Consider the following 23,130-nt stretch of genomic DNA (forward strand, 5'->3'; position numbering starts at 1 on the left):
AGGGAAGCCCGGGGGCGCGCCAACCGTTGTCCTCACGGACCCACCGTCACCCGATCAGAGGAGCACCCATGTCCGACAACCCCGCCGCCGCACCCCGTCCCCTCGTCGTCGCGGTGCTCGGGACCGGCATCATGGGCGCCGCGATGGCGCGCAACCTGGTGCGCGGCGGGCACCAGGTCCGCGTGTGGAACCGCACGCATGCGACGGCCGCGGCGCTCGCCGCGGACGGCGCCTCGGTCACGCTGACCCCGTCGGAGGCGGTCCACGAGGCCGATGCGGTGCTCACCATGGTGCATGACGGGGCCGCCGCGATCGAGGTGATGCGGCAGGCGGCGCCCGGGCTGCGCGCGGGCACGCTGTGGATCCAGTCCTCGACGGTGGGCCTCGAGACGCTGCCGGACCTGGTCGCGCTCGCGGAGGAGCTCGAGGTGGTGCTGATCGACGCGCCGGTGCTCGGCACGCGCGAGCCCGCGGAGGCGGGGCGCCTGACCGTGCTGGCGGCCGGACCGCTCGATGTCCGTGACACCGCGATGACCGTCTTCGACACCGTCGCCACGCGCACCGTATGGACCGGGGACGATGCCGCGGCGGGCACGGCGCAGCGCCTCAAGCTGGTCGCGAACTCGTGGGTGCTCGCCGTCAACAACGCCGCCGGCGAGACGCTCGCGCTCGCCCGTGGGCTCGGGGTCGAGCCACAGGCCTTCCTCGATCTCATCGAGGGTGGCCCGCTCGACCTCGGCTACCTTCACGCGAAGGCGGCGCTCATCCTCGAGGACCGGCTCGCCGAGGCGAGCTTCGGGGCGGCGACGGCCGCCAAGGACGCCGCGCTCATCACCCACGCCGCCGCCTCCGCCGGGGTGCGCGTGGATGCCCTCGACGGGGCGCGCGAGCGCCTGGTCCGCATCGTCGAGGCGGGGCACGGCGATGAGGACATGGCGGCCGCGTACCGCGCGAGCTGACCCCGAGCGGCGCCGAGGGAGCTCAGAAGACGAACGTGATGGAGCTGACGACGCCGTAGGCCACCAGGCCTCCGAACGCGAGGAGAACGGACCCGGCGAGCACCGCTGCCCACCAGGGGAGACCGCGCGCGCACCATCGAGCAACCGGCCAGTACAGCGCGACGATCGCCGCGACCGACAGCACGTGCGCCATGAAGAACAGCAGGCCAGCGGACCCCAGCACGAGCCCCAGGACGGGCAGCGCGAGCAGCGGCACCACCGGGACCCAGCGCGCCAGCGCGAGCCTGCCGCCGGTGACGGCGTAGGCGAAGGCCCGCAACGTCAGGAGCGCCCACGCGAGCGCGGTGCCCGCCAGCACGGAGGCGCTTCCCGGGCCCTGCCAGCGGTCCTCGCCCCACAGGAGCAGGAACGCGAACGGCAGCGTCACTCCCGGGAGGAGTGCGAGGACCAGCGTGGCGGCGAGGACCAGGTTCTCCCCCGGCGACCGCGGATGCCGATCCCGCGGCGAGAGCTCCACGGGCGCCGCGAAGACGGGCGGCCCCTCGGAGGCGACCACCGGCGGGGCGGGGCCGTCGTCGGGATGCCAGCTCCAGCGCCCGTCTGCGCCCCCTCGCCCCTCAGCCATGGCACGCATCATGCCGCGCGCGCACCGTCGGGTCTACAGCACGTGCACGAGGAAGTCCTTGGTGCGCTCGTGCGTGGGCGCGTCGATGACCTGCGACGCGGGCCCCTCCTCGACCACCAGGCCGTCGTCCATGAACACCACGTGATCGGCGACCTCGCGCGCGAAGCCGATCTCATGGGTCACCACCACCATGGTCATGCCGCGTGCTGCGAGGTCCTTCATCACGGCGAGCACCTCGCCCACGAGCTCGGGGTCGAGCGCCGACGTCGGCTCGTCGAAGAGCATGATCTCGGGATCCATCGCGAGCGCGCGGGCGATCGCCACACGCTGCTGCTGGCCGCCCGAGAGCTGCGCCGGGTAGTGGTCCATGCGGTCGGACAGGCCCACGCGCTCGAGGAGCTCCGTCGCCTTGGTCCTGGCCTCCGCCTTGGAGCGTTTGAGGACCTGCACCTGCGCCTCGACCACGTTCTCGAGCGCCGTCATGTGCGGGAACAGGTGGAAGCGCTGGAAGACCATGCCGATCCGGGAGCGCTGCCGCGCGATCGCGGTCGGGTGCAGCCGGTGCAGCGTGCCCGAGGCGTCCTCGCGGTAGCCGAGCAGCTCCCCCTCGATGCGCACCGAGCCGCCGGTGAGCACCTCGAGCTCGTTGAGGCAGCGCAGCAGCGTGGACTTGCCCGAGCCCGAAGGACCGAGCACCACGCACACCTCGCCGGGCTGGACCGTGAGGTCCACGCCCTTGAGGACGTGCAGCTCGCCGAACATCTTGTGCGCCTCGCGCACCTCGACCATCGCGGTCACGGGGTCACCTCCAGGAAGGGGTCGTCCTTGGCGGTGCCGGACGCCTTGATCGCCGCCTGCCGCCCGAGGCGGGGCGCACGCGGTCCACGCCTCCGAGGCGTGGTCTCGCCGGTGCCCCGGCCGTAGTACCGCTCGAGGTAGTGCTGGCCGACCATGAGGACGGACGTGATGAGCAGGTACCAGAACGCGCTCACGATGAGCAGCGGGATCGGCTCGAAGATGCGGTTGCCGATCGCGTTGGTCGCAAACGTCAGGTCCAGCGTGAAGGGCACCGCGGACACGAGCGACGTGGTCTTCAGCATCGAGATCGTCTCGTTGCCCGTCGGCGGCACGATGACGCGCATCGCCTGCGGGATCACGATGCGCCGCAGGATGGTCGACTCCTTCATGCCGAGCGCCCGCGCCGCCTCCTCCTGGCCGGGGTCCACCGACCCGAGCCCGGCACGGACGATCTCCGCAAGGTAGGCGGCCTCGTTGAGCCCGAGGCCCAGCAGCGCCGCCCAGAAGGCCGTGATGACCGTCTGCGTCTCGAAGGTGACGAACTCGGGACCGAACGGGATGCCGAGCGACAGCGTCGGGTAGAGCACCGAGATGAGGCCCCAGAACACCAGCTGGGTCCAGATCGGGGTGCCGCGGAACAGCCAGATGTAGAACCACGCGACCGAGCGCAGCACGGGGTTGTCCGAGCGGCGCATGATCGCGAGGATCACGGCGAGCACGATGCCGATGAGCATCGACCCGACCGTGAGGATGAGCGTCCAGCCGACGCCACGGATGACGGTGACGTCGCGCAGGTACAGCCCGACGGTATCCCAGGCGAACTTGGGGTTGGTCACGAGCGCGTGCACCGCCATCGCGGCGAGCACGACCACGATGGCGGCGGCGATCCAACGCCCGGGGCGCGGCACGGGGCGCGCGTGGATCCGGTTGGGCACCGGGTCGGCGTGCGTGGGCTGGGTCATCGCTGTCTCCTTCTCTCGGACGCGAGACGACCGGCACATCGTCCCTCCTCTCCCGGGTGGGACGATGCGCCGGCGGCTCGGGTCAGGAGGCCGGGTTGACCTCGGCCGTGGTGAGCATGCCGTCCGAGGCGCCCCACGCGTCGAGGATGCTCTTCAGCGTGCCATCGTCCATGAGGCCCTGCAGAGCGAGCGCGATCGCATCGGTGACCTCGGAGCCCTGCGCCGTGACGATGCCCTGCGACGCGGTCGCGAAGGCGTCGCCCAGCTGCTCGAGCTGGTCGCCGGTCTGGGTGACCGCGTAGCCGATGATCGGCGAGTCCGCGAAGAGCACGTCGGCCTTGCCGCCGACCACGTTGGTCGCGGCGTCGGCCTGCGAGTCGTAGTTGAGCACGTCGAGCGCGTCCTTGCCGGCGGCGTCGCAGTCGGCGGCCATCTGGTTGGCCTCGTCCTGCTGGACGGTGCCGGTCTGCACCGCGACGGTCGCGCCGCACAGGTCGGCGGCGTCGATGCCGGCGGGGTTGCCTGCGGCCACCGCGTAGGCCTCGCCCACGCTGAGGTAGGACGTCATGTCGGCGACGGCCTCGCGCTCAGCGGTGATGGTGAAGGAGCTGATGCCGGCATCGAACTTGGTGCCGATGGACGGGATGATCGAGTCGAATGCCGCGGACTGGATCTCGGCCTCGAGGCCCAGCGCCGCGGCGATGGCCTCGGAGATGTCCACGTCGTAGCCGATCGGGGTCTGGCCGTCGACGTCGAGGTACTCGGCGGGCGCGTAGGTGGTCTCCATGCCGACGCGGAGCGTGCCGCGGTCCACCACGTCCTGCGGCAGGAGCGCGACAGCCTCCTCGTTGACCGCGACCGTGCTCGGGTCGAAGCCCTCGGCGGCCGCGGTGGCGGTGCCGGTGCTCGTGCCGGTCGACGTGCCCGTCTCCTGCGAGGCGTAGGTGCAGGCGGACAGGGACACGGCGGTCATCGCGGCGATCGCGACGAGGGCAGGCTTGCGCATAGGGGTGCTCCTTCGAGGGGTGTGAGGGCGCATGCGCCCTCGGGGACCCGCGAGGTGGTTCCTGTCGGTCTCTCACGGAGGGCGATGCATCGCTATGCATCATTATGCATGGTGATGAATGGCGCTCGGGACGCGCGGGACGAATCGCACTCCTAGGTGGGGTGACGATCGGTCGGCCTCATCGCGCGCGGACCTCGCCTACAGTGTTCGCATGCCCGACGGTCATAGTCCCGAGCGCCGGAACGCGATCCCGCGATCGCCGATGGCGCCCCTTCCCACCCCGTCGAGGGGAGCGCGCCGATGACGCAGGCCTGGCTGCTGCTGCTCCTCACGCTTGCGCTGATCGCCGCGAACGCGCTGTTCGTCGCGGCCGAGTTCGCGTTCGTCACGGTCGACCGGCCCACGGTGGACCGCGAGGCGTCCGCGGGCGACAGGCGCGCGCGCTCGCTCCGGATGGGCCTCACCAGGCTGTCGACCGAGCTGTCCGGGGCGCAGCTCGGCATCACCGTGTCGTCCCTCCTGGTCGGGTTCATCGCGGAGCCGTCCGTCGCGACGCTCCTGCGCGGGCCGCTCGAGTCGCTCGGGCTCCCCGAGGAGACGTCGCTCGGCGTCGCGCTCACGCTCGCCTTCATCCTTGCGACCGGCACCCAGATGGTCTTCGGCGAGCTCGTGCCCAAGAACTGGGCGATCGCCGAGCCGCTGCGCGTCGGCCGCGCAGTCGCGGGCGCGCAGCGGGGCTTCACCTGGTTCGCCGGCCCGCTCATCGGCGTCCTCAACGGGGCCGCCAACCGCATCGTCCGCATGCTCGGGATGGAGCCGCGGGAGGAGCTCGCGTCGGCGCGCACCGCGCGCGAGCTGCACTCGCTGGCCGAGCGGTCGGGCGCCCAGGGCACGCTCGAGCCGCGCGTCGCGCGCCGCCTCGCACGCGCAGCCGAGATGAAGGAGCGCACCGCCTCGGACGCCATGACGCCGCGCACACGCGTGCACTTCGTCGCGCACGATGCGCCGGTCGCCGAGGTCCTCGCGCTCGCGTCGCGCACCGGGCACGCGCGCTTCCCTGTCACGGGCGAGAGCGTCGACCAGATCGTCGGCGTCGCGCACTTCAAGCGCGCGCTCGCGGTGCCCGCGCGCTCGCGCCGGTCGGTGGCGGTCTCCGAGATCTGCCTCCCGGTGGCCTCCGTGCCGTCCACCATGCCGCTCAGCGCGGTCCTCGAGGCGCTCCGCTCAGGCTCGCAGGTGGCGGTGGTGGTCGACGAGTACGGCGGCACCGACGGCGTGGTGACCCTCGAGGACCTGGTCGAGGAGATCGTGGGCGAGATCGAGGACGAGCAGGACCGCCCGGTGAGCCGGCACCGCCGGCTTCAGGACGGCAGCTGGTCGCTGTCGGGCCTGCTGCGTCCCGACGAGGCCGGCGAGGTGATGGGCCTCGAGCTTCCCGAGGCACGCGAGTCCGACACGTTGGGCGGCCTGCTCACCGAGGTGCTCGAACGGTTCCCCCGCGTGGGCGACGAGGTCGAGCTCGCCGCACGCGACGAGTCCCGCCGCGACGACGACGGCATCGCCATGCCCGTGGTCGCGCGGGCCCGCGTCACCCGCCTCGACGGCCATCGCGTCGATCGCGTGATCGTGACGGTGGCCGCGCCCTCCCCCGCCGAGGAGGCAGGCCGATGAACGACTACGTCGCGCTGCTGCTCGCCCTCGCGCTGCTCGCGGGCAACGCCTTCTTCGTGGGCGCCGAGTTCGCGCTGATCTCCGCGCGCCGCACCCAGATCGAGCCGCGCGCCGCCGAGGGATCCTGGGCGGCACGCATGACCCTCCGCGCGATGGAGCATGTCTCGCTCATGATGGCCGGTGCTCAGCTGGGCATCACCGCCTGCTCGCTCGGCCTCGGCGCGATCGCGGAGCCGGCTGTCGCGCATCTCATCGAGGCTCCGCTCGCGGCCGTCGGCGTCTCGGGCGCCTGGCTGCACGGCATCGGGTTCACGATCGCGCTGGTCATCGTGGTCGCGCTCCACATGGTGCTCGGCGAGATGGTGCCCAAGAACATCGCGATCGCCGGCCCGGAGCGGGCGGCGATGTCGCTGGGCCCCCTCCTGTACGGCGTCGTGTGGGTGCTCAAGCCGCTCATCTGGCTGCTCAACGCGAGCGCGAACCTGGTGCTCCGGATGCTCAAGGTCGAGCCGCAGGACGAGGTCACGTCCACGTTCAGCGCCGAGGAGGTGGAGGGCTACCTCGCCCAGTCGCGCTCCGAGGGGCTGCTCGACGAGCACGAGCATCGCGTCCTCACGGGCTCGCTCACGCTGAGCTTCGAGACCGTGCGCGACGTGATGACCCCCGTGGGCTCGCTCACCACCCTGCCCGTGGACGTCACCCCGCAGCGGGCCCAACGCGAGTGCGTGAGGACCGGGTACTCGCGCTTCCCGGTGGTGGACGCCGACGGCCGCTACGTGGGCTACCTCCACCTCAAGGACTTCGCGTCCGTGCCGCGCGGCGGCGCGACCCGGCCGGTGGACCCCGACGCGATCCGGCCCCTGTCGGTCATCTCGCCGGAGTCCTCGCTCGAGGAGGCCCTCACCACGATGCAGGCGCGCGGCACGCACCTCGCGCTGGTACGCGACCCGGGCTCGGACGAGGTGCTCGGCGCCGCGATGCTCGAGGACGTCATCGAACGGCTCGTGGGCGAGGTCGCGGACGCCGCGCAGGCGGTCGGGCCGTGAGGCGCGCGCCCTGCTCGCGCGCCGACCGACCCACCTGGTAGGTTCCCCTTCACGCGTGGCGACGCGCGGGCTGGGGGATGCCATGGAGTTCACGCCGGAGTTCGGGCAGGAGCCTGCGCCGCCGCGCGCGGTCCGGCTCCCCGAGGCAGGCTGGCTCCCCGACCCGAGCGAGACCGACCTGGAGCGCTACTGGTCCGGGACCGCCTGGACCGGACGCGTGAGGGACCGCGTCACCAAGGTCGAGCGCGGGATGATCCGCCCCCAGGTGGTCCTGGAGCTCTACGCCCGCGAGCGTCGCCGGCGTCGCGGCCGTGTCGCGTGGCGCGTGACCTTCGCCGCGCTCGCCGGGGTCCTGGCCGTGAGCCTCGCGAGCACCGCGGGGCTGCTGCCCGAGTCGGCCAACGTCGCGGCGATCGCCGCGGACGCCGTCAACGAGGCGACGCGACCCGGCACGGGCGACAGCCGCTACCCGATCGGGGGCTCGACCGAGCTGGTGCGGCACCTCGCCACAGCGATGGTCGAGCAGGACGACTCGATCGACGTCTCGTACTGGGTGCGGTCGGAGGGCTCGGACGCGGTCGACGACGCGATGCGGGAGGCGCTCACGCAGAACCCGTACGTGTTCGTGCGCGGCTGGACCGTGCGCACGCGCGGCGGCGGCACGACGATCGCCCCGAACTACGTGTACGACGACGCGGAGGCCGAGCGGCGTCGGCTCGAGACCCAGACCGCGGTCGCGGTGGGCCTCGAGGCCTCGGGAGCCAATGCCGCGACGAGCGACGCGGACAAGGTCGCCGCGATCCACGACCACCTCGCGTCGGTCGCGACCTACGACATGGCGGCGTTCGAGGCGATGCACGTCACCGACACCTCCCCCGTGATCGAGCGCTCGCAGGAGGCCTACGGGATCCTGGTCGACGGCACCGCGGTGTGCAACGGCTACGCGCAGGCCTTCCTCGCGATGGCGTGGGCGGCGGGCCTCGAGGCCGTGGAGGTGACCGGCTCCGACTCGGCGGGTGCGACCGGCGGCGACCACGCGTGGAACAAGGTCCTGGTCGACGGCCGGTGGCTGCTGGTCGACGTCACGTGGGACGACTCGGGCGATCCGCCGCGGCCGTACCGCGACTACCTCATGGTCAAGGACTCGGCCCGCGTGCTCGCGACGCGCACCACCGACGCCTCGTGGATCGTCGACGAGCACCTGGGCGACTACGCGTCCTGATCCCGCTCCTCAGTCGGGCACGCGCGTGTCCTCGCCGCCCTCGGGCATGTGGTCGTTCTCCGGGCGGCGCGCGACATAGGCGATCGACGCCACGAGGCCTCCCCAGATGAGGACGATCGACACGAGCATGAGCACCAACGCGTCGGCGGTCATGTCCGCCCCCTCGGGTCGTAGTCCTCGGTATGGCGCTCCCCCACCTCCGCCGGGAGCGCGAGCTGCTCACGCGAGGGCCAGGCGTGGAAGCGGTCGATGTCGCGGCGCCATCGCATCAGCGGCATGAGCAGCGCGACCGCGAGCAGGAAGGCCGCGGTGCCCCATCCGAACACCGCGAGGTACCAGCCCGGGTAGCCGCCGTAGCCGTCCCTGATGAGGCTCACCGCTTTCTCCGCGAACATGTAGATGAGCAGCAGCGCGACCGCGTTGACCAGCCACAGCCAGTAGCGACCCGGGCGCATCGTGGACACGGCGGCGAGGTGCCGCTCGAGCTCGTGCCCGCGGCGGCCGAACCACAGCGCAGCGGCGATCATGGTGATCGCCCCGGCCACGATGCCGAGCTGGTTGGACCACTGGTCCACCGTGTCGAGCAGGTACAGGCCCGTGGTGGTGCCGAAGCCGATGATCGACAGCACGGCGGACACGACGCCCACCGCGACCGCGCCCCCACGCGGGTGGAGGCCGAACTTGTCCTGCAGCGCCGCGGAGATCACCTGGAGCACGGAGACCAGCGAGGTGAGCCCCGCGAGCACGAGCGAGCCGAAGAACAGCGCCCCGAAGAACGCCCCGCCGGGCATCTCCGCGATCACCGCCGGGAACGTCACGAAGGAGAGGAAGGGCCCGGCAAGGTTGTCCAGGCCCGCGACCGTGGTGCCCTGCTGGTGGGCGAGGAACCCGAGCGTGGCGAACACGCCGATGCCCGCGAGGAGCTCGAACGAGCTGTTGCCGAACGCGACCACCATGCCGGGCGCCGTGATGTTGGAGCGACGGCGGCGGTACGAGGCGTAGGTGATCATGATCCCGTAGGCGAGCGACAGCGAGAAGAAGATCTGCCCGTACGCCGCGATCCACACCTGCGGGTCGGTGAGCGCCGCGAAGTCGGGCGTGAAGAGCGCCCCGACACCGTCCGCGGCCCCGTCGAGGAGCAGCGCGCGCACCACGATCACCAGGAACGTCGCGACCAGCACCGGGATCCCGATGATGTTGAGCCGCTCGACGCCCTTGTGGATGCCGAGCGCCAGGATCACGATGGTCACCACCCAGACAGCGACGAGCGGGATGAGCACCTGCGGGACGAACGACAGGCTCACCGTGCCCGCCTCACCGAGCTGCAGGTACTCCCCGGTGAAGAATCCCGCGGGGTCGTCCGCATAGGACTGGCCGAAGCTGAAGAAGAAGTAGCTCACCGCCCACGCGATGATCGCGGTGTAGTAGAGCCCGATCACGAAGCAGATGGCGACGTGGAGCCACCCCACGCCCTCGGCGTTGCGGTGGACGCGACGCATGGCGAGCGGCGCCGAGCCGCGGAAGCGGTGCCCGATCGCGTTCTCGAGGAACAGGATGGGGACGCCGGCGGTCACCAGCGCGACGAGGTACGGGATCATGAACGCGCCGCCGCCATGCTCGTAGGCCTGGCCGGGGAAGCGCCAGATGTTGCCGAGCCCGACAGCCGAGCCGATCGCGGCGAGGATGAACGCGGTCTGCCCGCTCCAATGCTCGCGCTTCTCGTGCGTGTGGGGTGCCGCCTCCGGGTGCTCTGCCATGGGGTCCCTCCCTCCGCGCGTGCGCGCGACTCCCACGCTATGCCTGGCGTGCGCATCGTGCCTGGTGGGGCAGGACGATGCGGCGCAACTGGTACATTTTCGCCCGCGGTGCCGCACGCGGCACCGGGAGCGACAGGGAGGTCGATCGATGGAGGCAGGCACGGTCCAGGCCCGCACCGAGGCGAGCCGCGAGGCGCAGCTCGCGTACCGGCGACGCCGGTCCGCAGGGCCGATGCTGGTGCTCCTGCACGGCATCACCGACGGCGGCTCCACCTGGGGCCGGGTGGCCGGCGCGCTCGACGGAGGGTTCGACCTGGTGATGCCGGACGCGCGCGGCCACGGCGGCTCGACCCGTGTGGCCGCGCCGCTCACGCTGCCCCTGCTCGCGGAGGACGTCGCGGCGACGATCGAGGCCCTCGGCGGCGCCCCTGCCCTGGTGTGGGGCCACTCGATGGGCGCCGCCACGGCGGCGCTGCTCGCCGCGACACGGCCAGACCTGGTGCGCGCCGTGATCCTCGAGGACCCGCCGTTCCACGCCTCCGAGACGATGCGCACGGGCGAGGACCCTCATCTCGCGGCATGGGTGGCCTCGCTCGCCGGCATGCGGGACATGACCGCGGCAGAGCGCCTCGAGATCGCGCGGCGCGACAACCCCGGATGGGATCCTGCCGAGCTGGAGCCGTGGGCCGAGACCAAGGCGCAGCTCGACACGGCCGCCCTCGCGCTGCTCGACGGTGCGCTCGGCGCGGGCTGGCGCGCCACCCTCGCGCGCGTGACGTGCCCCGCGCTGCTGGTGACGGGCGACCCCGCCCGCGGCGCCATCGTCACCCCCGAGGTCGCGGCGGAGGCCCTCGCGCTGCTCCCCCGCGGCGAGGTCGCGCGCATCGACGGTGCCGGGCACAGCGTCCACCGCGACCGCTTCGGCGAGACTCTCGACGCGGTTCACGGCTTCCTCGCGCGCGTGCCGTGAGCCGCGACGCATGCATCGTTGCAGACCTGTGACCCACGCAAGTTGACGTATCGATTCGACACGTCTACCTTGAGTCGAAGCGATTCGAAAGTTGCCGCCGCCAACGAATGTCGGTAGCGGCCCGAGGTCCTGAATCACGAAGGAGTGGCCATGGACAACACGCAGAAGACCCCCACGAAGGGTGCGAGCAGGTGAGCTCGCCGACGGTGGTGACCGAGGCCGTCACGACGACCATCGATCACGCGGCCGATACCAAGGGACGCAAGCGCGCCGACAAGCCGCGGCGCAAGACGTCCTTCAAGCTGTTCCTGCTGATCTCACCGTTCCTGGTGCTGTCGTTCCTGTTCGCGTACTACCCGCTGTACGGCTGGGTGTACTCGCTCTACGACTACAAGCCCGCGCTCGGCCTGTCGGGCAGCGAGTTCGTGGGCCTCCAGTGGTTCCGGCTCCTGGTGAGCTCCCCCACCCAGGTCGACCAGATCCTCCAGGTGCTCACCAACACCCTCGCGATCAGCTTCCTGGGCCTCGCGACCTCGATCCTGCCGCTGCTGTTCGCGGTGCTCCTCAACGAGGTCAAGATCACCCGGTTCCGCAACGCGGTGCAGACGCTCACCACGCTCCCGAACTTCATCTCGTGGGTGCTCGTCTACATGATCGCCTTCTCGCTCTTCTCGAGCACGGGCCTGGTCAACGACATCCTGCTGGACTCCGGCATCATCACCACGCCCGTCAAGTTCCTCGACACCGACCAGCACGTGTGGCTGTCGATGACGCTGTGGAGCATCTGGAAGGGCCTGGGCTGGGGCGCGATCATCTACCTCGCCGCGATCTCGGGGATCGACCCCTCGCTGTACGAGTCGGCGAAGATGGACGGCGCCGGACGCTTCCAGACGATGCGCTACGTCACCATCCCGCAGCTCATGCCCACGTACCTGGTGCTGCTGCTGCTGTCGGTCGCGAACCTGCTCAACAACGGCATGGAGCAGTACTACGTGTTCCAGAACGCCTTCAACAAGGAGCACATCCAGGTCCTCGACCTGTACGTCTACAACATCGGCATGACCGGCAACAGCCTGTCGATGGCCACCGCGATCGGCATGCTCAAGAGCCTGATCTCCGTGGCGCTCCTCTTCTCCGTCAATGCGTTCGCCAAGCGCGTCCGCGGCCAGTCGCTCGTCTAGGGGATCGCGATGACCACCACGCACACCGAGCACAAGCCGACGCAGGTCACCGGCCACACGCGCACCTCCGGCGATGTGCTGTTCTCCATCGTCAACTACAGCTTCTTCATCCTCCTCGCGGTGCTGTGCGCCTACCCGTTCTACTACCTCATCATCAACTCGGTGAGCGCGAACGACCTCTCCGCGCTGGGCGATGTCCGCCTTTTCCCGCAGGGCTTCCACCTGTCGAACTTCGAGCAGGTGTTCCACCTCCAGGGGCTCCCGATGGCGGCGGCCGTGTCGCTCGCCCGCACCGTGATCGGCACCACCGCCACGGTGCTCGCCTCGGCCTTCCTGGGCTTCATGTTCACGCAGGAGCGCATGTGGGCGCGCCGGTTCTGGTACCGGTTCGTGGTCATCACCATGTACTTCAGCGCCGGCCTGATCCCGCTGTTCATCATCATGAAGAACCTGGGGCTCACCAACAACTTCTGGGTCTACGTGCTGCCGTTCGTGGTCCAGCCGTTCTTCATCGTCCTGGTGAAGACCTACGTCGAGGGCATGCCGCGCGAGCTCCAGGAGGCGGCCGAGGTCGACGGCGCGAGCGTGCTGCGCGTGTTCTTCATGATCTACCTGCCGAACATGACGCCGATCCTCGCGACCGTCGCGATCTTCGCCGCGGTGACGCAGTGGAACTCGTTCCAGGACACGCTGATCTACGTCACCGACCAGAGCCTGTACACCCTGCAGTACCTGCTCTACATGTTCATCAACCAGGCCAACAGCCTCGCGCAGGCGGCTCAGAACGCAGGCGGCAACCTCGGCGCACTCGCCGATGCGGCGTCGACGCAGACGCCCACCTCGATCCGGATGACGGTGTCCGTGCTCGTGGTGCTGCCGATCATCTTCATCTACCCCCTGTTCCAGCGCTTCTTCGTCAAGGGCATCATGCTCGGCGCGGTCAAGGGCTGAACCTCATCACCCCACCTCACACCCGAAAGGAAAGCAATGAAGCTGAAGAGTACGGTGGCCCTCACGGCATCGGTCATCCTCGCTGCAGGGACGCTGGCGTCCTGCAGCAGCGCGGAGGACCCGACGCCCACGGAGACCTCGGGCACTGGAAGCACGACCGAGACCGCGGCCTTCCCCACGCAGTGGGAGGACGAGATCACCATCGACGTGTTCGACGGCCTCGCCAACTACATGGGCATGCAGAGCGGCTGGTTCGCCAAGGTGGTGAAGGACAAGTTCAACATGAACCTGAACATCATCGCCCCCAACGTGGCCGGCGGCGGTGACACGCTCTACAACACCCGCGTCGCGGCGGGCGACCTGGGCGACCTCATCGTCACCGACAAGGGCGAGCGCATGGAGGAGCTGATCCAGGGCGGACTCCTGCTCGACATGTCCGAGTACTACCCGGCCATGGAGAACGTCGCGGTGTTCGACCAGGCGGTCGAGAAGCTCAACGACGGCACCGGCGGCATCTACGCGACGCCCACCTCGGTGTCCTCGATCCTGCCGACGGAGCCCTCGGAGGGCCTCGACCCGACGTTCGGCCCGTTCATCCGCTGGGACCTCTACAAGGAGCTCGGCTACCCGGAGATCAGCACCCTCGAGGACCTCCTGCCGATCCTCAAGGACATGCAGGACCTCGAGCCCAAGGCCGAGAACGGCCAGAACGTCTACGCCCTGTCGCTGTTCAAGGACTGGGACGGCAACATGATGGTCACCGGCAAGCAGCCCACCTGCTTCTACGGCTTCGACGAGATCGGGTTCGTGCTCGCGAAGGCCGACGGCTCGGAGTACCAGAGCATCCTCGACTCCGACTCCGAGTACATCCGCACCATGCGCTTCTACTACGAGGCGAACCAGCTGGGCCTGGTCGACCCGGAGTCCACCACGCAGAACTACGACACCCTGTGGTCGAAGTTCCAGAACGGCCAGGTGCTGTTCTCCTGGTGGCCGTGGCTCGGCCAGTCCGCGTACAACACCGCGGACCACATGGCCGAGGGCAAGGGCTTCGAGATCGCCCCGCTCGAGGACATGCAGGTGTTCTCCTACGGCGCCGAGGCGTACGGCGGCAAGCAGGTCATCGCGATCGGCTCGCAGGCCGAGGACCCGGAGCGCATCGCTGCCTTCGTCGACTGGCTGTACTCCGCCGAGGGCACGTACATGAACAACTCGCAGACCATGGGTGCGGCCGGTCCCGAGGGCCTCACCTGGGAGGTCGGTGCGAGCGGCGAGCCCGAGCTCACCGAGTTCGGCCAGGCGGTCTTCCTCGACGGCGACGCGACCGTTCCCGAGGAGTGGGGCGGCGGCGGCTACATCGACGGCACCTCGACGCTCAACGTGAGCGCGGTCCTGCCGAACGACACCGACACGACCACCGGCTACCCGTTCTCCTACAAGTTCTGGCCCTCGTACCAGGCGCTCGTCGAGACGCCGCTGTCCGAGGACTGGTCCGCGGAGATGGGCGGCGCGGCCACCACGATGGACTACCTGCGTGACAACGACAAGCTCCTGGTCGCGCCGGGTGCGAGCTTCGTGGTCCCGACCGACACCTCGGAGATCGAGACGCTGCGCAACCAGATCAAGGCGATCGTGGTGCAGTACTCGTGGCAGATGGTCTTCGCCAAGGACGACGCCCAGTTCGAGAGCCTGCTCTCCGAGCTGCAGTCCACCGCGGACGGCCTGGGCTACCAGCAGGTGCTCGAGGTCGACATGGCCAACGCGCAGGCGCAGAACGATGCCCGCGTCGCCATCGCGGCGGAGTTCAGCGAGTGAGCTGACCTGACACGGAAGGGCCCCGGGGATCTCCCCGGGGCCCTTCTTCATGCCCGCGTCAGGCGGGACGGCGGAACGCGCGGCGCAGGGCGTAGGCGACCGCGCCGAGGGTGAGCACCACCACCAGCGCGAGGCCCACCCGGTCCACGACGCCGGGGGCGCACATGCCGCCGAGGCTCCCCGCATCGTCCGCTGCCACGGATGCGCAGGCGACGGTCGACAGCCGGACGAGCGTGAGCCCGCCGACCGCGAGCGCGCCCAGCGCCGCGCCGGCCCATCCCCAACGGAACCGCGTCCCCGTCATGGACGCGAGCCTAGCGACGGGCGCGCGGCCCGTCACGCGTCAGGAGTGACGCGAGAAGACCGCGCGCAGCAGGAAGGCCGCGCCGTACGCGCCGACCGAGAAGCCGACCGTGAGGATGAGGATCCACACGGGCGGGAACACGATCGCGAGCGACAGCATCGCGGCCGGGATGAGCATGAGGCCGGCGGTGCGCAGGGGCTCCGCCATGGGCAGCAGGAGCGCGTTGCGCAGCATCTGGCGCAGCGGGTTGCGGTAGCGCGCGATGAGGGCCGTCGCGTAGCCGAAGGCCGCGAGCACGTACACGCCCGCGGCGATCGCGATGAAGCCGGCGACGGTGGTCGGGATGGTCTGCTGCGCGAGCCAGAAGATCGCCGCGAACGCGAGCAGCCCGGCGGGCAGCAGCAGCGCGCCGAAGGCGACGAGGCCGGGCCGGAGGTTGCGGCGCAGCGCCGGCAGGTAGTCCGGGAGGGGGCGGCCGCGCTCGTCGTCCGAGTACCGGATGGTGACCTCGAGCAGCGCGCTGGTGGCGGCGCCGATGGTGACCACCGGGAGGCAGGTCACCAGGTACAGCAGGTTGAGGCCCACGAACTCGAGGAACTCGGTGAGCCCCTGCACCGTCCGGTTGTCAGGGTCGATGCGCATGCGTCTCCTCCGGGGCGCTCGTGACGCCGTCGATGATGGCGGGCAGGTCGGGTCCGACCGTGTGCGTGCGCTCGACGCCGTCGGGCGTGCGCACCGTCACGGTAGCGGGCCCGCGGGCCCCGTGCAGCCGCGCCCGCACCAGCGCGCCGTCGGCCCATGCGATGTCCACCAGGATGCCGCCACGCGCGCGGAGCCCGCGCACGCTCCCACTGGCCCAGCCCGGCGGGAGCGCGGGCAGCAGCCGGATCACGCCGCCGTGGGACTGCAGGAGGGCCTCCGCGATGCCCGCGGTCGCCCCCATGTTGCCGTCGATCTGGAACGGCGGGTGCGCGCTGAGCAGGTTCGGGTAGAGGCCGCCTCGGTGCTCCTCTCCCCCTCCGGACGCGGGCCGCAGCGCGAGCGCGAGCTGCGACTCCACGCGTGCGCCCTCGCCCAGCCGCGCCCACATCGCGGTGCGCCACGCGAGCGCCCAGCCCGTCGACTCGGGGCCGCGCCCGAGGATCGATGCGGCCGCGGCGGCCGCGAGCGCCGGTGTGCCCTCGCGCGTGATCTGCGCGTACGGGAACAGCCCGACCAGGTGGGACAGGTGACGATGCAGCGGCTCGGGCTCCTCGCGGGGACGGTCCCATTCGAGGAGCCTGCCGTCGGGGCCTACCTGCGGGTCGGGCAGGGCGGAGGCACGCGCGAGCAGGGCGTCGACCCACGCGGGGCGCGCACCGGGACCGAGGCCCAGCGCGGCGGCGGCGTCGCGGCACGCCGCGGCGAGCTCGCGCAGCAGGGCGACGTCCATGGTCGCGTTGACGGCGACGCCGCGCTCCTCGCCGTCGTCGTCGAGGTAGTGGTTCTCGGGGGAGGTCGACGGGCTGGTCCATGCCCGTGCCTCGTCGCCCTGGATCCAGTCGAGCGCGAAGCGCGCCGCGCCCTCGAGGACGGGCCACGCCTGGGTGCGGAGCCGGTCGAGGTCGCCTCCGAACGCGTAGTGCTCCCACAGGTGGAGCGCGAGCCACGTCCCACCCAGGGGCCAGAAGGCCCACGCGGTGTCGCCGTGCCCCGCCCCCACGGCCGCGGCATGACCCCACGCGTCCGAGTTGTGGTGGAGCACCCAGCCGTCGGCGCCGTACAGGGCGCGGGCCGCCTCCGACCCCGTGGTCGCGGCGAGACGCTCGACCCAGTCCAGCAGGGGCGCGTGGCACTCCGGGAGGTTCGTCGTCTCCGCGTGCCAGTAGGCCATCTCGAGGTTGATGTTCGTGGTGTACGCGCTCGACCACGGGCCGGGGAGCTCGGCGTTCCAGATTCCCTGGAGGTTCGCGGGGAGCCCACCGGTGCGGGACGAGGAGATCAGCAGGTAGCGCCCGTAGTGGAAGGCGAGCGCGGAGAGGCCGGGGTCGGGCCGCTCGCCGGCCGCGAGCACCCGCGCGTCGGAGTCGAGCCCGGCCGCGTCGGGCGCGGACGGCAGCGACAGCGTGCAGCGCTCGTAGAGCGCGCCGTGCGCGGCCCGGTGGGCCGCGAGCAGCCCGTCGGCATCGAGGTCGATGCCCGGGAGGTCGACGAGAGGAGCGCTCAGGCCCGGGAGGTCGGGCGACGTGCCGGTCGCGATGAGCAGCACGTGCCGCGTCGCGGGCTCGCAGGCGAGGACCCCGTCGGCCAGGGTCCACCGCCCGCCCGGGCGGATGACGATGCTGCCGGTGCGGCCGTCCGCGGCGTAGCGGATGGGCTCGTCGGGCTGCTCGTGGCCCGGCGCGACGTCGACGGGGAGGTCGAGGCGCCACTCCGGCAGCCGATGCCCGCTCGCCAGGCCCGCGCCGGACGCCCGCAGCAGGCTCCCGACCCGCACGGTGAGCGCGACGGGCTCCTCGGACTCGACCACGTGGACCAGCGCCCCGGTGACGGCGTCCGCCCAGGTGCGGTGGCGCATCGTGACGCCGCCGGCCGCGTACGTGTGCGAGGCGACGCCGGTGCGGAGGTCGAGCGCGCGCGCGTACGAGGTGGGCTCGCCGGCGGGGACGCCCGTCTCGATGTCGAGCCACCCGAGCGGGAGGTACGCCTGGGCCCACGGCGACTGCTGGGTCTGGAGCAGCGCCTCGGCCTCGGCGGCGTCACCGCGCGCGAGAGCGTCGCGGACCCGGTCGAGGGTCGCGCGACCGGGGGCGGCGATGCCGGCGAGCGGTCCGCCGGGCACCGGGCCCGACCACGCGGTGGTGTCGTTGAGCCACAGCCGAGCGGTGCCGATCCCCCCGTCGCACATCGCGCCGCGATGCCCGTTGCCCACGGGCAGCGCCTCGAGCCAGCGGGTCGCCGGACGGGAGTATCGGAGCAGGTGGAGCGCGTCCTCGCGCAGGTGCAACGGTGCCACCTGGGTAGTATAGGGTCGATTTGTAGAAGCGCTTCGACGATGTAGCGAGAAGGATCCGATGACGCACCCTGACCCCGCCCCGGCACGCCCGCGCGTGCGCTTCGGAGGCGACTACAACCCTGAGCAGTGGCCCCGCGAGACGTGGGACGAGGACGTCGCGCTGATGGCCCGCGCCGGGGTCAACCTGGTGACGGTAGGGGTGTTCAGCTGGTCGACGCTCGAGCCCTCCCCCGGCGAGCGCAGCTTCGCCTGGCTCGACGAGGTGCTCGACCTCCTTCACGCCCACGGCATCGACGTGGACCTCGCGACGCCGAGCGCCTCCCCGCCGCCGTGGCTCGGGATCCTCCACCCCGAGACGCTGCCGGTGACGGCGGACGGCGTGCGGCTCGCCGCCGGATCGCGCAACCAGTTCACGCCCGCCTCCCGCGTGTACCGCGAGCATGCCCTCGCCCTCACGCGCGATCTCGCCGCACGCTACGTGGACCACCCGGCCGTGGTGATGTGGCATGTGGGCAACGAGTACGGACAGCTCGACCACGGCGACGAGGCGGCGCGCGAGTTCCGCCGATGGCTCCAGGACAGGTACGGCGACATCGCGACGCTCAACCGCGAGTGGGGCACGGCCGTGTGGTCGCAGGGCTACCGGTCCTTCGAGGAGGTGCTGCCGCCCCGAGCCATGCCGTACCTGGTCAACCCGACGCAGAACCTCGACTTCCGCCGCTACAGCTCCGACATGATGCTCGCGTGCTACGCCGAGCAGCGCGACGCGATCCGCGCCGCGGGAGCGACCCAGCCCATCACCACCAACTTCATGGGCTTCTTCCCCCACGTCGACTACTGGGACTGGGCCGATCAGGTCGATGTCATCGCCGACGACCAGTACCCCGACCACTCCCAGCCGCACTCCGCGGCGCACGCCGCGATGGTCCAGGACCTCATGCGCTCGCTCGGCGGGGGCCGCCCGTGGCTGCTCATGGAGCAGGCGATCAACGCTGTGTCGTGGCGCCCGCACAACCTGCCCAAGAGCAGCACCCAGGCGCTGCTCGACTCGTACCAGGCGGTCGCGCGTGGCGCGGACGGCATCTGCTTCTTCCAGTGGCGTCAGGCGACGGCGGGTGCGGAGCGGCACCACTCGGCGATGCTCCCCCATGCCGGGGAGGACTCCGAGGTGTTCCGGACCGTCTGCTCCCTAGGCGACGGGCTGTCCCGCCTGGGCGCCGTGGTGGGCGGCCGCATCGACGCGCGCGTCGCGATGGCCTTCGACTGGGACTCCTGGTGGGCCGCATCCGAGCCCGGCCGGCCCACGTCGCTGCTCGACACCGTCGAGCAGGCGCAGCGCTGGTACCGGGTGCTGTGGTCGCTCGGTGTCGCAGTCGACCTGGTGCGCCCGGGCGCCTCGCTGGACGGGTACGACATGGTGCTGGTGCCGCACTCGTACATCGTGGAGCCTTCCTTCGCCGCATCGCTCGACGCCGCCGTGGCGCGGGGAGCGACCGTGGTGGTGGGGCCGTACAGCGGCGTCGCCGACGCACGGGGGCACATCCACGTGGGCCGCTCCCCCGTGCTGCTCGCGGAGCTGCTGGGCGTCAGCGGCGAGGAGTGGGCGGGGCTGCCCGACGCCCCCACCTCGCTGGCACCCACGGCGGCCTGGGCGTCCGCGCCCGCGTCCCCGACGGCAACGATCCTCGGGGAGCGCCTGCGCGCCGACTCCGCGGAGGTGCTCGCCACGTTCGGCCCCGGGCACCTGTCCGGGCTTCCGGCCGTCACGCGTCGGACCGTCGGGACGGGGAGCGCCTGGTACCTGGGCGCAGTCCTGTCGGACGAGGCGCTCGCGTCGGTGCTCGGGGACGCGCTTGCGGGCGCGGGCGTCGCAGGCGTCCTGCCTCAGCTCCCCGACGGCGTCGAGGCGGTGCGCCGCGGCGACCTCCTCTTCCTGCTCCACCACGGCTCCGTCCCCGGCCGTGTCACCCTCCCGCGGCCCGGACGCGACCTGCTCACGGGCGAGACCCTCGCCGGCGAGGTCGAGATCGAGCCTGGCCGCATCATCGTCCTGAGCCTCGTGCCCACTGAAGGAGACCACGCATGACCGACCCGTTCCGCGACACGTCGCTGCCCGCCGAGGACCGCGCCGCCGACCTTCTCGCGCGGCTCACACCCGAGGAGCGCATCGCGATGCTGCACCAGGTGGTCGCGCCCATCGAACGGCTCGGGCTCGGCGAGTTCCACACCGGCTGCGAGGCGCTGCACGGCGCGGCCTGGATGGGGACGGCGACCGTGTTCCCGCAGCCCGTGGGGCTCGCGGCGACATGGGACACGGGCCTCATCGAGCGCGTGGGTGCGGCCTCCGCGACCGAGGTGCGCGCCAAGCGCGCCGAGAAGCCGTCGGTGAGCCTCAACGTGTGGGCGCCCGTGGTCAACACGCTGCGCCACCCCGGATGGGGGCGCAACGAGGAGGGCTACTCGGAGGACCCGCATGTCACCGGGCTCTTCGGGGCGGCGTACGCCCAGGGTCTGCGCGGTCGCGATCCTCGCGTGTGGCGCACGGTGCCCGCCCTCAAGCACTTCCTGGGCTACTCCAACGAGACGGACCGCTCCGTGACGTCCTCCGAGATGTCGCTGCGCACCCTTCACGAGGAGGAGCTGCCTGCCTTCCGCTGCGCCCTCGAGACCGGCGCGGCAGGCGGCATGATGCTCGCGTACAACAGGGTCAACGGGAAGGCGGCGCACACGCAGCCCGAGCTCGTCGCGGAGGCGCGCTCGTGGGCGCCGGACTCGATCGCGGTGGTGTCGGACGCCGCCGCCCCGACGTTCCTGGTGACCACGCAGCGCGAGGAGCCCGACTTCGTGCACGGCGCGGCCGCGCTGATCCGGGCCGGCATGGACTCCTTCACCGACAACGACGCGGACTCCTCCCCCACCGTCGCGCAGGTGACGGCCGCCCTCGAGGCCGGGCTGCTGACCATGGAGGACGTGGACCGCGCCGTGCTGCGGCTGCTCGAGCTGCGGGTTCGGACGGGCGAGCTCGACGGCGACGCCGATCCGTACGGGGCCGTGTCGCTCGCGGACCTTGACACGGCGGCGTCGCGCGCGCTGGCGCGGGAGGCGGTGGCCGCGTCGGTGGTGGTGCTGCGCAACTCGGCCGGCGTGCTGCCGCTCGCCGCGCCTTCGCGGGTCGCCGTGGTGGGCCCGCTCGCCGACGACATCCTCACGGACTGGTACTCGGGCACGCCGCCGTACAAGTCGACCGTCGCCGGCGCGCTTGCGGAGCGCTTCCCGGGCGCCGCGGTGACCGTCGCGACGGGCGCCGATACGGTCTCGCTCCGGGCAGCATCGTCCGGCGCCTACCTCACCGCGTCCGAGGATGGATCGACGGTGGGTGCGACCGCTGCATCCGGCGCGGACGATGCGCAGTGGGACGTCACCGACTGGGGCGACGGCGTGCTCACGCTGCGCTCGCACGCGAGCGGGCTGCTGCTCACGGGCGGGCACTGGCCGGTCCGAGCCGATGCGTCGCGCGTGGGCGGCTGGGTCGCGCAGGAGAGCTTCCGCAAGCACGTGCATCCCGACGGGACCTGGTCGCTGCTCCACCTGGGCTCGGGGCGCTGGCTGCGCGCGTGGCGCGACTCCGGCCTGGTCGCGGCCGATGCGGTGACGGTCGACACGGCCGAGCGCTTCAGGGTGCAGACCGTGCGTGCCGGGCTTGCGTCCGTCGCGGACGCGGCGGCCGGCGCCGATGCCGTGGTGGTCGCGGTCGGCAACGACCCTCACCTCGCCGGGCGCGAGACCGAGGACCGGCCGCACCTGTGGCTGCCGGAGTCCGCGGCGGCGGTGTGGCGGGCGGCCAGCGCGGCGAACCCGAAGGCGGTGCTCGCGATCATGTCGAGCTTCCCCTACGTGCTGCCCTCCGGGGTCGCCGATGCCCCGACCGTGGTGTGGTCGAGCCACGGCGGCCAGGAGATGGGTCGCGGGCTGGTGGACGTGCTGACCGGCGACGTCGAGCCCCGGGGCCGGCTCGCACAGTCGTGGCCGGTGGACCCGTCGCAGGCCGGGGACCTGTTCGACTACGACACGCTCCGTCAGCAGGCCACGTACCGGCACCAGCCCGCGCCGTACGCGTTCGCCTTCGGTCATGGGCTCACCTATGGCGAGGTCGCCTACTCGGCGGTCGCGCTCGAGGCAGACGTGGTGACGGCGCCCGCGCCCACGCATCGGCACGCGTCGTTCGTGGCGCGCCCCGACGAGGCGGTGGTCTCCGCCACGGTGACCGTGACGAACTCCGGTGAGCGCGATGCCGATGAGCTGGTGCAGGTCTACGTGGAGCCCGCCGAGGAGTTCGCGCTCCCGACGCCGCGTCGCCTCCTGGTCGCATACGAGCGGGTGCGGCTCGCGCCCGGTGAGACTCGCATCGTGCCGCTGGCCTTCCCGGTCGCCCGGCTGTCGGTGTGGGACGGCTCCGTGCGACTCGGCGGCGCACCGCAGGACTGGCTGCACGAGGGCGCGCTGCGCGTGCAGCCCGGCCTGTACCGGGTCGCCGCCGGACCCTCCGCCGATGCGCTCGAGGTGGGCACCGAGCTCACGGTCGAGTAAGGCACGCACAGGCCCGTCAACGCGTGATCGCGCCCACCGGGGGCGCGTCGCCCGTGTCGGGGCGTGCCGGTAGGGCGCCCGCCGTGGGGTGGGCGCCGTGGGGGCGTGGCAGCTAGCCGGGTGGGCTTGCGATGGCGGGTGTGCGTGCGGGTAGGTCGACCTGGAGTGCGGCTTTGCCGCCTCGTCTGGAGGTGCGGGTGGGGTCGATGCTGGCGGGTGGGGTGAACCACACCTCGGTGGTGGTGGCGTGGACTTGCCAGCCGTCGTCGTGGATGCGGTGG

19 protein-coding genes are annotated in these 23,130 nt (G+C 71.7%); 10 read left to right on the top strand and 9 right to left on the bottom strand.

Going from position 1 to position 23,130, the window contains the following annotated elements:
* The first annotated feature begins 68 nt into the window (after positions 1–68).
* Positions 69–959 (top strand): NAD(P)-dependent oxidoreductase, encoded by an 891-nt coding sequence (locus tag AOM00_RS12500; protein WP_062518102.1) that lies wholly within the window; start codon positions 69–71, stop codon positions 957–959.
* Between the two features lie 22 nt (positions 960–981).
* On the opposite strand, the gene AOM00_RS12505 is transcribed toward AOM00_RS12500, so the two are convergent.
* From AOM00_RS12505 to AOM00_RS12520, 4 genes are all read right to left on the bottom strand, one after another.
* Positions 982–1,584: a hypothetical protein gene (locus AOM00_RS12505; RefSeq protein WP_156159168.1), complete on the bottom strand. Its 603-nt coding sequence runs from the start codon at positions 1,582–1,584 to the stop codon at positions 982–984.
* A 33-nt stretch (positions 1,585–1,617) separates the two neighbouring features.
* Positions 1,618–2,373: an amino acid ABC transporter ATP-binding protein gene (locus tag AOM00_RS12510; RefSeq protein WP_062518123.1), complete on the bottom strand. Its 756-nt coding sequence runs from the start codon at positions 2,371–2,373 to the stop codon at positions 1,618–1,620.
* A gap of 5 nt (positions 2,374–2,378) precedes the next feature.
* Positions 2,379–3,344 (bottom strand): amino acid ABC transporter permease, encoded by a 966-nt coding sequence (locus tag AOM00_RS12515; RefSeq protein WP_062518104.1) that lies wholly within the window; start codon positions 3,342–3,344, stop codon positions 2,379–2,381.
* A gap of 82 nt (positions 3,345–3,426) precedes the next feature.
* Entirely contained in the window at positions 3,427–4,350 is a 924-nt protein-coding gene (locus AOM00_RS12520; protein WP_062518105.1) for an ABC transporter substrate-binding protein, read from the bottom strand.
* Between the two features lie 300 nt (positions 4,351–4,650).
* On the opposite strand from AOM00_RS12520, the gene AOM00_RS12525 reads away from it, so the two are divergent.
* From AOM00_RS12525 to AOM00_RS12535, 3 genes are all read left to right on the top strand, one after another.
* On the top strand, positions 4,651–6,021 hold the full coding sequence (locus tag AOM00_RS12525) for a hemolysin family protein (RefSeq protein ID WP_062518106.1): 1,371 nt from the start codon (positions 4,651–4,653) through the stop codon (positions 6,019–6,021).
* Positions 6,018–7,067 carry a hemolysin family protein gene (locus AOM00_RS12530; RefSeq protein WP_062518107.1) on the top strand — a complete coding sequence of 350 codons (1,050 nt, stop codon included), beginning with the start codon at positions 6,018–6,020 and terminating at the stop codon, positions 7,065–7,067. Before AOM00_RS12525 ends, AOM00_RS12530 begins: the two co-directional genes overlap by 4 nt.
* Before the next feature lie 82 nt (positions 7,068–7,149).
* Positions 7,150–8,289 carry a DUF2510 domain-containing protein gene (locus tag AOM00_RS12535; protein ID WP_062518108.1) on the top strand — a complete coding sequence of 380 codons (1,140 nt, stop codon included), beginning with the start codon at positions 7,150–7,152 and terminating at the stop codon, positions 8,287–8,289.
* A gap of 9 nt (positions 8,290–8,298) precedes the next feature.
* On the opposite strand, the gene AOM00_RS15475 is transcribed toward AOM00_RS12535, so the two are convergent.
* Both AOM00_RS15475 and AOM00_RS12540 read right to left on the bottom strand, forming a co-directional pair.
* Entirely contained in the window at positions 8,299–8,442 is a 144-nt protein-coding gene (locus AOM00_RS15475) for a methionine/alanine import family NSS transporter small subunit (RefSeq protein ID WP_156159169.1), read from the bottom strand.
* Positions 8,439–10,046: a sodium-dependent transporter gene (locus AOM00_RS12540; RefSeq protein WP_082097043.1), complete on the bottom strand. Its 1,608-nt coding sequence runs from the start codon at positions 10,044–10,046 to the stop codon at positions 8,439–8,441. Before AOM00_RS12540 ends, AOM00_RS15475 begins: the two co-directional genes overlap by 4 nt.
* Before the next feature lie 148 nt (positions 10,047–10,194).
* Here AOM00_RS12540 and AOM00_RS12545 point away from each other — a divergent pair, with 148 nt between their 5' ends.
* From AOM00_RS12545 to AOM00_RS12560, 4 genes are all read left to right on the top strand, one after another.
* Positions 10,195–11,016 carry an alpha/beta fold hydrolase gene (locus AOM00_RS12545; protein WP_062518109.1) on the top strand — a complete coding sequence of 274 codons (822 nt, stop codon included), beginning with the start codon at positions 10,195–10,197 and terminating at the stop codon, positions 11,014–11,016.
* 191 nt (positions 11,017–11,207) lie between these two features.
* On the top strand, positions 11,208–12,197 hold the full coding sequence (locus tag AOM00_RS12550; protein ID WP_062518110.1) for an ABC transporter permease: 990 nt from the start codon (positions 11,208–11,210) through the stop codon (positions 12,195–12,197).
* A 9-nt stretch (positions 12,198–12,206) separates the two neighbouring features.
* The gene (locus AOM00_RS12555; RefSeq protein ID WP_062518111.1) at positions 12,207–13,148 is read left to right on the top strand and encodes a carbohydrate ABC transporter permease; all 942 of its coding nucleotides are present in this window, start codon (positions 12,207–12,209) and stop codon (positions 13,146–13,148) included.
* Positions 13,149–13,184: 36 nt separating this feature from the next.
* A complete protein-coding gene (locus AOM00_RS12560) occupies positions 13,185–14,963 on the top strand; it encodes an extracellular solute-binding protein (protein ID WP_062518112.1) in 1,779 nt (592 codons plus the stop codon).
* A 58-nt stretch (positions 14,964–15,021) separates the two neighbouring features.
* Here the strand turns inward: AOM00_RS12560 and AOM00_RS12565 are convergent, their stop codons facing one another.
* The 3 genes from AOM00_RS12565 to AOM00_RS12575 are packed head-to-tail and all read right to left on the bottom strand — an operon-like array spanning position 15,022 to position 18,262.
* Positions 15,022–15,267: a hypothetical protein gene (locus AOM00_RS12565; RefSeq protein ID WP_062518113.1), complete on the bottom strand. Its 246-nt coding sequence runs from the start codon at positions 15,265–15,267 to the stop codon at positions 15,022–15,024.
* Between the two features lie 39 nt (positions 15,268–15,306).
* Entirely contained in the window at positions 15,307–15,909 is a 603-nt protein-coding gene (locus AOM00_RS12570; RefSeq protein ID WP_062518114.1) for a YesL family protein, read from the bottom strand.
* The gene (locus tag AOM00_RS12575) at positions 15,893–18,262 is read right to left on the bottom strand and encodes a glycosyl hydrolase family 95 catalytic domain-containing protein (RefSeq protein ID WP_082097045.1); all 2,370 of its coding nucleotides are present in this window, start codon (positions 18,260–18,262) and stop codon (positions 15,893–15,895) included. The genes AOM00_RS12570 and AOM00_RS12575 overlap by 17 nt, the downstream gene beginning before the upstream one ends.
* A gap of 58 nt (positions 18,263–18,320) precedes the next feature.
* On the opposite strand from AOM00_RS12575, the gene AOM00_RS12580 reads away from it, so the two are divergent.
* Both AOM00_RS12580 and AOM00_RS12585 read left to right on the top strand, forming a co-directional pair.
* Complete coding sequence (locus tag AOM00_RS12580; protein ID WP_062518116.1) at positions 18,321–20,348, top strand: beta-galactosidase; 2,028 nt, start codon at positions 18,321–18,323, stop codon at positions 20,346–20,348.
* Entirely contained in the window at positions 20,345–22,849 is a 2,505-nt protein-coding gene (locus AOM00_RS12585) for a beta-glucosidase family protein (RefSeq protein ID WP_062518117.1), read from the top strand. The genes AOM00_RS12580 and AOM00_RS12585 overlap by 4 nt, the downstream gene beginning before the upstream one ends.
* The last annotated feature ends 281 nt before the right edge of the window (positions 22,850–23,130 follow it).

The sequence above is a fragment of the Demequina gelatinilytica genome, from assembly GCF_000971115.1.
Lineage (GTDB): Bacteria > Actinomycetota > Actinomycetes > Actinomycetales > Demequinaceae > Demequina > Demequina gelatinilytica.

Bases quoted from the DNA above. Each gene is read 5' to 3' on its own strand.
- AOM00_RS12585 (WP_062518117.1), top strand. From the start codon at position 20,345: ATGACCGACCCGTTCCGCGACACGTCGCTGCCCGCCGAGGACCGCGCC.
- AOM00_RS12535 (WP_062518108.1), top strand. From the start codon at position 7,150: ATGGAGTTCACGCCGGAGTTCGGGCAGGAGCCTGCGCCGCCGCGCGCG.
- AOM00_RS12555 (WP_062518111.1), top strand. From the start codon at position 12,207: ATGACCACCACGCACACCGAGCACAAGCCGACGCAGGTCACCGGCCAC.
- AOM00_RS12540 (WP_082097043.1), bottom strand. From the start codon at position 10,046: ATGGCAGAGCACCCGGAGGCGGCACCCCACACGCACGAGAAGCGCGAG.
- AOM00_RS12520 (WP_062518105.1), bottom strand. From the start codon at position 4,350: ATGCGCAAGCCTGCCCTCGTCGCGATCGCCGCGATGACCGCCGTGTCC.
- AOM00_RS12530 (WP_062518107.1), top strand. From the start codon at position 6,018: ATGAACGACTACGTCGCGCTGCTGCTCGCCCTCGCGCTGCTCGCGGGC.
- AOM00_RS12500 (WP_062518102.1), top strand. From the start codon at position 69: ATGTCCGACAACCCCGCCGCCGCACCCCGTCCCCTCGTCGTCGCGGTG.
- AOM00_RS12545 (WP_062518109.1), top strand. From the start codon at position 10,195: ATGGAGGCAGGCACGGTCCAGGCCCGCACCGAGGCGAGCCGCGAGGCG.
- AOM00_RS12580 (WP_062518116.1), top strand. From the start codon at position 18,321: ATGACGCACCCTGACCCCGCCCCGGCACGCCCGCGCGTGCGCTTCGGA.
- AOM00_RS12565 (WP_062518113.1), bottom strand. From the start codon at position 15,267: ATGACGGGGACGCGGTTCCGTTGGGGATGGGCCGGCGCGGCGCTGGGC.
- AOM00_RS12515 (WP_062518104.1), bottom strand. From the start codon at position 3,344: ATGACCCAGCCCACGCACGCCGACCCGGTGCCCAACCGGATCCACGCG.
- AOM00_RS12525 (WP_062518106.1), top strand. From the start codon at position 4,651: ATGACGCAGGCCTGGCTGCTGCTGCTCCTCACGCTTGCGCTGATCGCC.
- AOM00_RS12570 (WP_062518114.1), bottom strand. From the start codon at position 15,909: ATGCGCATCGACCCTGACAACCGGACGGTGCAGGGGCTCACCGAGTTC.
- AOM00_RS12560 (WP_062518112.1), top strand. From the start codon at position 13,185: ATGAAGCTGAAGAGTACGGTGGCCCTCACGGCATCGGTCATCCTCGCT.
- AOM00_RS12505 (WP_156159168.1), bottom strand. From the start codon at position 1,584: ATGGCTGAGGGGCGAGGGGGCGCAGACGGGCGCTGGAGCTGGCATCCC.
- AOM00_RS15475 (WP_156159169.1), bottom strand. From the start codon at position 8,442: ATGACCGCCGACGCGTTGGTGCTCATGCTCGTGTCGATCGTCCTCATC.
- AOM00_RS12510 (WP_062518123.1), bottom strand. From the start codon at position 2,373: ATGGTCGAGGTGCGCGAGGCGCACAAGATGTTCGGCGAGCTGCACGTC.